The sequence below is a fragment of the Methylorubrum zatmanii genome (assembly GCF_014845115.1).
GTDB lineage: Bacteria > Pseudomonadota > Alphaproteobacteria > Rhizobiales > Beijerinckiaceae > Methylobacterium > Methylobacterium zatmanii.
Window position 1 is genome coordinate 32,986 of sequence record NZ_NKUI01000072.1, and the last position, 7,506, is coordinate 40,491.

6 protein-coding genes and 1 pseudogene are annotated in these 7,506 nt (G+C 66.7%); all 7 read left to right on the plus strand.

Translation table 11 applies throughout. From position 1 onward, the window contains the following. Positions 1-164: 164 nt before the first annotated feature. A complete protein-coding gene (locus MZTS_RS10130) occupies positions 165-1,901 on the plus strand; it encodes a relaxase/mobilization nuclease domain-containing protein (RefSeq protein ID WP_192283677.1) in 1,737 nt (578 codons plus the stop codon). A gap of 26 nt (positions 1,902-1,927) precedes the next feature. Then, positions 1,928-3,913: a conjugal transfer protein TraG gene (locus MZTS_RS10135; protein WP_192283679.1), complete on the plus strand. Its 1,986-nt coding sequence runs from the start codon at positions 1,928-1,930 to the stop codon at positions 3,911-3,913. Between the two features lie 9 nt (positions 3,914-3,922). Then, positions 3,923-4,357: a CopG family transcriptional regulator gene (locus MZTS_RS10140; RefSeq protein ID WP_192283681.1), complete on the plus strand. Its 435-nt coding sequence runs from the start codon at positions 3,923-3,925 to the stop codon at positions 4,355-4,357. 217 nt (positions 4,358-4,574) lie between these two features. Further along, on the plus strand, positions 4,575-5,510 hold the full coding sequence (gene trbB, locus MZTS_RS10145; protein WP_210329210.1) for a P-type conjugative transfer ATPase TrbB: 936 nt from the start codon (positions 4,575-4,577) through the stop codon (positions 5,508-5,510). Further along, on the plus strand, positions 5,507-5,839 hold the full coding sequence (locus tag MZTS_RS10150) for a TrbC/VirB2 family type IV secretion system protein (RefSeq protein WP_009866148.1): 333 nt from the start codon (positions 5,507-5,509) through the stop codon (positions 5,837-5,839). Before trbB ends, MZTS_RS10150 begins: the two co-directional genes overlap by 4 nt. Then, positions 5,839-6,120, plus strand: a complete 282-nt coding sequence (locus MZTS_RS10155; RefSeq protein ID WP_192283685.1) for a VirB3 family type IV secretion system protein — start codon at positions 5,839-5,841, stop codon at positions 6,118-6,120. The genes MZTS_RS10150 and MZTS_RS10155 overlap by 1 nt, the downstream gene beginning before the upstream one ends. An 11-nt stretch (positions 6,121-6,131) precedes the next feature. Continuing rightward, positions 6,132-7,427: pseudogene (locus tag MZTS_RS10160) on the plus strand (VirB4 family type IV secretion/conjugal transfer ATPase); the annotation flags it as partial. Positions 7,428-7,506 lie beyond the last annotated feature (79 nt).

Below are 7,506 nucleotides of genomic sequence, written 5' to 3' on the forward strand. Positions count from 1 at the left end.
GCACGATGGCGAGATAAAAGCCGGCGAGGTGCGGCTTGGTGCGGTCGTGTGTTTTCAGAGGCTTATGGCGCATTTGCGCGAGGTGCGCCTGATCGGCGCAGCCTGCCCATTCGCCATTTCGCCAAGGCTTTCCGCGCATTTGCGCGATGTGCGGAGCCTCGACCATGAGCGGCGAGGACGATTTCCGCATCCGGCCTGGCCGCATCCGTTCGACCCGTGCGCAGCAGGCGCGGCCCTTCATTGCCCAGGCGCTCGCCGCCGCACAGCGGGCCGGTGGACGCGTCTCGCGCTCCGGCCAGATCAGCAAGGGCAATCGCTCGCGGTTTGGACGCGGACAGCGCGCGACCGTGCAGGCCAATCGGCTGCTCACGAGCCGATCGCGCAACACAGTCATCAAGACACGCGTCGTCCGTCATAGCGCGCGGGCCGCGCCGCTCTCTGCACACCTCAGCTATCTCCGCCGCGAGGGCGTCACCAGGGATGGAGAGAAGGCGCACCTGTTCGGCTCCGCATCCGAGGACGCCGATCCGAAGGCCTTCGCCGAGCGCACCCAGGACGATCGGCATCACTTCCGGTTCATCGTCTCACCCGAGGACGCGACCGAGATGAGCGACCTGAAGACCTTCGCGCGCGAGCTGATGGGTCAGATGGAGAAGGACCTCGGCACCAAGCTCGACTGGGTCGGCGTCGATCACTGGAACACCGACAATCCCCACGTCCACATCATTCTGCGTGGGCGCACTGATGACGGCCAGGACCTCGTCATCTCCCGCGACTATATCAAGGAAGGCATGCGCGCCCGCGCGCAGGATCTCGTCACGCAAGAGCTGGGGCCGCGCACGGAGCACGAGATCCGCCGCAACCTCGAACGGCAGGTCGAGGCGGAACGCTGGACCAATCTCGACCGGCAGCTTGCCCGCGACAGCTATCGCACGGGCGTGGCCGATCTCGCCCCGCATCCCGATCGCCAGCCCGACGAATTCCACGCGATGAAGGTCGGGCGGCTGCGCAAGCTGGAAACACTCGGCCTTGCCGATCCGGTCGGCCCCGGTCAGTGGATCGTATCGCAGAGCGCCGAGAAGACGCTGCGCGCGCTTGGCGAGCGCGGCGACATCATCAAGCGCATCCACCGCGGCCTGACCGAACGCGGCATCGAGCGCGGCGCCGCGAGCTACGTGCTCGCCGGCGAGAGCCTCGACGATCCGGTCATCGGCCGGCTGGTCGATCGTGGCCTCGATGACGAGCTGAAGGGCACGGCCTATGCCGTGGTCGACGGCACCGACGGGCGCACCCACCACATCAAGCTCGCCGATCTTGACGCCGCCGGGGACAGTGCGCCGGGTTCGATCGTCGAGCTGCGCAAGTTCGACGACGCGCAGGGCCGCCGGCGTGTTGCGCTCGCCGTTCGCTCGGATCTCGATATCGAGCGACAGGTCCATGCGACGGGCGCCACCTGGCTCGACCGGCAGGCCATCGCCCGCGAGCCGGTAGCGCTCGGCGGCGGCGGCTTCGGCGCGGAGGTGCGTCAGGCGATGGACCGGCGCGCCGACCATCTCATCGCCCAGGGGCTCGCCGAGCGGCAGACGCGCGGCGTCAGCTTCTCGCCGGGGCTGATCGAAACCTTGCGCCAGCGCGAGGTCGAAGCGCTCGGAGAAAAGCTCGCGGCCGAGACCGGCCGGCCATTCACCAAGGCCGGAACGGGCGAGTATGTGACCGGGACCTATCGGCAGCGCTTCGCGCTCGCCTCCGGCCGCTTCGCCATGATCGACGACGGTCTCGGCTTCCAACTCGTGCCCTGGTCGCCCTCTCTCGAACGTCACCTTGGTCAGCACGTCTCCGGTGTCTCGCGCGGCGGCGGCGTCGACTGGAGCTTCGGCCGCAATCGCGGTCTCGGCATGTAGCCCAACCAAGAAAGGAGTGCCCCGCCATGTCAGCGACGAAAATCCTCTGGGGTCAGATCCTCACCGTCTTCCTGATCGTGTTGATGACGACCTGGGGTGCGACACAATGGACGGCCTATCGTCTCGGTTTCCAGCCTCAGCTCGGACTGCCCTGGTTCGAACTGGCGGGCTGGCCGATCTACTATCCGCCCGCCTTCTTCTGGTGGTGGTATTTCTACGACGCCTATGCGCCGCCGATCTTCGTCGAGGGCGCATATATCGCCGCGTCGGGTGGCTTCATCTCCATCGCGGTTGCGATCGGCATGTCGGTGTGGCGGGCACGCGAAGCGAAGAACGTCGAGACCTATGGCTCGGCCCGCTGGGCGCGGCCGGAAGAGGTGAAAGCCGCGGGCCTGCTCGGTCCGGATGGCGTCGTGCTCGGCAAACACGAGCGCGACTATCTTCGACATGACGGCCCCGAGCATGTGCTGTGCTTCGCGCCGACGCGTTCCGGCAAGGGCGTGGGCTTGGTGGTGCCCTCGCTCTTGACCTGGCCGGGCTCGGCGATCGTCCATGACATCAAGGGCGAGAACTGGACTCTGACCGCCGGCTACCGCGCCCGCCACGGCCGCGTGCTGCTGTTCGATCCGACGAACGCGAAGTCGGCCGCCTACAATCCGTTGCTCGAGGTACGACGCGGCGAGTGGGAAGTGCGCGACGTGCAGAACATCGCCGACATCCTTGTCGACCCGGAAGGCTCGCTCGAGAAACGGAACCACTGGGAGAAGACGTCGCACGCGCTCTTGGTCGGCGCGATCCTCCACGTCCTCTACGCCGAGGCCGATAAAACCCTGGCCGGCGTTGCCGCCTTCCTCTCCGATCCCAAGCGCCCGATTGAGTCAACCCTCGCGGCGATGATGAAAACCGCCCATCTCGGCGAAACCGGCCCGCATCCCGTCATCGCCAGCGCGGCGCGCGAGCTGCTCAACAAATCCGACAACGAGCGGTCCGGCGTGCTGTCGACCGCGATGTCGTTTCTTGGTCTGTATCGCGATCCCATCGTGGCCGAGGTCACCCGCCGCTGCGACTGGCGCATCACCGACATGGTCGGCGGCAAGCATCCGACCACGCTCTACCTCGTGGTCCCGCCCTCCGACATCAACCGGACCAAGCCGCTGATCCGCCTGATCCTCAATCAAGTCGGCCGGCGGTTGACCGAGGACCTGCAGGCGAAGGGCAACCGTCATCGGCTGCTGCTCATGCTCGACGAGTTTCCCGCGCTCGGTCGTCTCGACTTCTTCGAGAGCGCCTTGGCGTTCATGGCGGGGTACGGCCTGAAAGCATTCCTTATCGCCCAGTCGCTGAACCAGATCGAGAAAGCCTATGGCCCGAACAACTCGATCCTCGACAACTGCCATGTCCGCGTGAGCTTCGCGACCAATGACGAGCGGACCGCCAAGCGCGTTTCGGACGCGCTCGGCACCGCCACCGAGATGAAGGCGATGAAGAACTATGCCGGCCACCGGCTGTCGCCTTGGCTCGGCCACATGATGGTGTCGCGCTCGGAGACCGCAAGGCAACTGCTCACGCCGGGCGAGATCATGCAGCTCCCGCCATCCGACGAGATCGTCATGGTCGCCGGCATCCCGCCGATCCGCGCCAAGAAGGCCCGCTATTACGAGGATCGGAGGTTTCAGGAGCGCATCCTCACGCCGCCCACACTTACCAAGCCGACGAGCGCGAGGACTGACGACTGGAGCGCGCTCGCCATACCGGCTCGCCCGGTGCTCAGCATGCCCGTTGCGGGCGATCCCCTGACCGACGATGATCCGACGGATTCCGAGCGCCGGCATCAACCCGAACTGAGCCGCACCAAGACCGTCGAGCGCAAAGCGGCGATCGAAAACGAGTTCGAGATCGATCCCCGTGATGACGTCGATGAGGATGCCGCCCGCCTCAGCCGCATGACGCAAACCATGCGCCAGGTCGCTCGACAGGCGTCGCTCGATCCGGGCGACGGCATCGAACTGTAGGAGGCGCCGGTGAGCAAGCCTGCGAAGAAGCAACGCCTCTCCGTCTATCTCGACCCGGACGTTATGAAGGCGCTCGCGGCCCATGCGGCCCGGCGAGACCTCTCCCTGTCGCTCGTTGCCGAGGCCGGCATCGCATCGTTCCTTTCGCCAGACGCGGCAGAACGACAGGAAGCGGCGACGACGAAGCGGCTCGATCAGCTCGACCGGCGCATGGCGCGCATGGAGCGCGATCTCGGCATATCGGTCGAGACGCTCGCCGTCTTCATTCGCTTCTGGCTGACGTCCAATCCGCCGCTGCCGGAGCCGGCACAGGTGGCGGCGCGCGCCAAGGCGGCGGAGCGCTACGAAGCCTTTGTGACCGCACTCGGACGACGACTCGCGCAGGGACCGAAGCTCAGGCAGGAAATTTCGGAAGACGTCCCGCCCACGCGCGACGCGGAATAATCACTGATCTACGCATCGCAAGTATTCGTGCGTTCCGCCGTTTCCCTGTCTTTGTACGCCACAGTACGACGGCCACATGATTGCTGTTGTCAGGCCATGATTTCTGCCTCTTCTACTCATCCCCGATCCAGGGCCGCGCATCGCGGACCCGCAAAAGAACGGGGACGACGTGGCGGCAACTCACCAGAAATCGGAGGCGATCCTTCGCGGTGCGCGGATGCTGCGCACGGCCCTCGGGTCCGCGATCGCCACCTTTCTGGAAGATCCCGCGATCGTCGAGGTGATGCTCAATCCCGATGGGCGGCTCTGGGTCGACCGGCTTTCGGAGGGTCTTTCCGACACCGGTGAACGACTGTCGCCAGCCGATGGCGAGCGGATCATCCGCCTGGTCGCTCACCACGTCGGGGCAGAAGTTCATCCAGGCGCTCCGCGTGTCTCCGCCGAATTGCCCCAGACGGGGGAGCGGTTCGAGGGGCTGTTGCCGCCGGTCGTGTCCGCCCCGGCCTTCGCCATCCGCAAACCGGCCGTCGCGGTCTTCACCTTGGACGACTACGTCGCCGCCGGAATCATGCAGGCGGGCCAGGCCGAGGCCCTGCGCATCGCGGTCGGCGAGCGTCGCAATATTCTCGTCGCGGGCGGCACTTCGACGGGCAAGACCACGCTCACCAACGCGTTGCTCGCCGAGGTCTCGAAGACATCGGATCGCGTCGTCCTGATCGAGGACACGCGCGAGTTGCAATGCGCCGCGCCCAACCTCGTGGCCATGCGGACCAAGGACGGCGTCGCCTCGCTCTCCGATCTTGTTCGGTCCTCGCTGCGCCTACGCCCCGACCGCATTCCGATCGGCGAAGTCCGTGGCTCCGAGGCGCTCGACCTCCTGAAGGCGTGGGGCACCGGCCATCCCGGCGGCGTGGGGACCATCCACGCCGGCACCGCGATCGGCGCGCTGCGCCGCATGGAGCAGCTCATCCAGGAAGCCGTCGTCACTGTCCCGCGCGCGCTGATCGCCGAAACGATCGATCTGGTCGCCGTGCTCTCCGGCCGCGGCTCTTCGCGCCGCCTCGCCGAACTCGCCCGCATCGAGGGCCTCGGCCCCGACGGCGACTACCGCGTCACCCCCGCAAGCCAGCCCCTCACAGGAGACCCGTCATGATCAAGCATACGTTGCGCATTCGCCGCCACATCGCCGCGGCGGTGCCCGTCAGCTTCGTCACGCTCGCGCTCGCACCGGCCGCCCATGCGTCCGGTTCGTCGATGCCCTGGGAAGCGCCGCTTCAGTCAATCCTCGAATCGATCGAGGGGCCGGTCGCCAAGATCATCGCCGTGATGATCATCATCATCACCGGCCTGACGCTCGCCTTCGGCGATACGTCGGGCGGCGCACGGCGCCTGATCCAGATCGTGTTCGGCCTGTCGATCGCCTTCGCCGCGTCGAGCTTCTTCCTGTCGTTCTTCTCGTTCGGTGGCGGCGCGCTCGTCTGATGGCCGAGGGCGTGGATCATACCGGCGAGGTGCCGGGCTTCTCCGTCCCGGTCCACCGGGCGCTGACCGAGCACATCCTGCTCGGCGGCGCGCCGCGCTCGATCGCCATTCTCAACGGCACTCTGGCCGCCGCGATCGGCCTCGGCCTTCGCCTTTGGCTGGTCGGCCTGGGACTTTGGGCCGTGGGCCATTTCGCCGCCGTCTGGGCGGCCAAACGCGATCCGCAGTTCGTCGACGTCGTGCGCAAGCATCTGCGCATTCCCGGCCACCTGTCGGTCTGAGGAGCGCCGCGATGATGAACCTCGCCGAATACCGCAACCGCAACACCCGGCTCGCCGACTATCTCCCATGGGTCGCGCTGGTCGGCGAAGGCGTCGTCCTCAACAAGGATGGCAGCTTGCAGCGTACCGCGCGCTTCCGCGGCCCCGACCTCGACAGCGCCGTGCCCGCCGAGCTGGTCGCCGTCGCCGGTCGGTTGAACAACGCCTTCCGGCGTCTCGGTTCCGGCTGGGCGATCTTCGTCGAGGCGCAGCGCCACGACGCCGCGACCTATCCGGCCAGCACATTCGCCGATAGCGCCTCCGCGCTGGTCGATGCCGAACGAAAGGCGGACTTCGAAGAGGCCGGCGCCCATTTCGAGTCGAGCTACTTCCTCACCTTGCTGTACCTGCCGCCGGCCGAGGACGCCGCCCGCGCCGAGACCTGGCTCTACGAGGGCCGCGATCACACGGGCGTCGACGCCCACGAGGTTCTGCGGGGCTTCATCGATCGCACCGACCGCATCCTCAACCTCATCGACGCCTTCATGCCCGACTGCGCCTGGCTCGATGACCCCGAGACGCTGACCTATCTCCATTCGACCATCTCGACGAAACGGCATCGGGTCCGTGTTCCCGAGACGCCAATGTATCTCGACGCGCTGCTCGCAGATCAGCCGCTCACCGGCGGACTCGAACCACGCCTGGGCGACACGAACCTGCGCATCCTCACCATCGTCGGTTTCCCGTCCGCGACGACGCCCGGCATCCTCGACGAGCTGAACCGCCTCGCCTTTCCCTATCGCTGGTCGACGCGGGCCATCCTGCTCGATAAGACCGACGCCACCAAGCTGCTGACCAAGATCCGGCGGCAATGGTTCGCCAAGCGCAAGTCCATCGCCGCCATCCTGAAGGAGATCATGACCAACGAGGCCTCGGCGCTCGTTGACACCGATGCGGCCAACAAGGCGGCCGACGCCGACATGGCGTTGCAGGAGCTGGGCGCCGACTATGCCGGCCAGGCCTATGTGACCGCCACGATCACGGTCTGGGATGACGATCCGCGCATCGCCGCCGAGAAGCTCCGGCTGGTCGAGAAGGTCATTCAGGGCCGTGACTTCACGGCGATGGCCGAGACCATCAATGCCGTGGACGCCTGGCTGGGCTCACTGCCCGGCCACGTCTACGCCAATGTCCGCCAGCCACCCATCAGCACATTGAATCTCGCTCACATGATCCCGCTGTCGGCGGTGTGGGCGGGACCGGAACGGGACGAGCACTTCGATGCACCCCCACTGCTTTACGGCAGAACGGAGGGCTCGACGAGCTATGCAGGATTTTAGGTGACGGAGGCGGTCAGGCGGCGCGGTGATCTGGGCTCGCGGTGACCTCGGTCCCGTCGCGGAAGAT

What these genes read in the sequence shown, in the direction of transcription:
- MZTS_RS10130 (WP_192283677.1), top strand. Translation starts at nt 165, where the DNA reads ATGAGCGGCGAGGACGATTTCCGCATCCGGCCTGGCCGCATCCGTTCG.
- MZTS_RS10135 (WP_192283679.1), top strand. Translation starts at nt 1,928, where the DNA reads ATGTCAGCGACGAAAATCCTCTGGGGTCAGATCCTCACCGTCTTCCTG.
- trbB (WP_210329210.1), top strand. Translation starts at nt 4,575, where the DNA reads ATGCTGCGCACGGCCCTCGGGTCCGCGATCGCCACCTTTCTGGAAGAT.
- MZTS_RS10150 (WP_009866148.1), top strand. Translation starts at nt 5,507, where the DNA reads ATGATCAAGCATACGTTGCGCATTCGCCGCCACATCGCCGCGGCGGTG.
- MZTS_RS10155 (WP_192283685.1), top strand. Translation starts at nt 5,839, where the DNA reads ATGGCCGAGGGCGTGGATCATACCGGCGAGGTGCCGGGCTTCTCCGTC.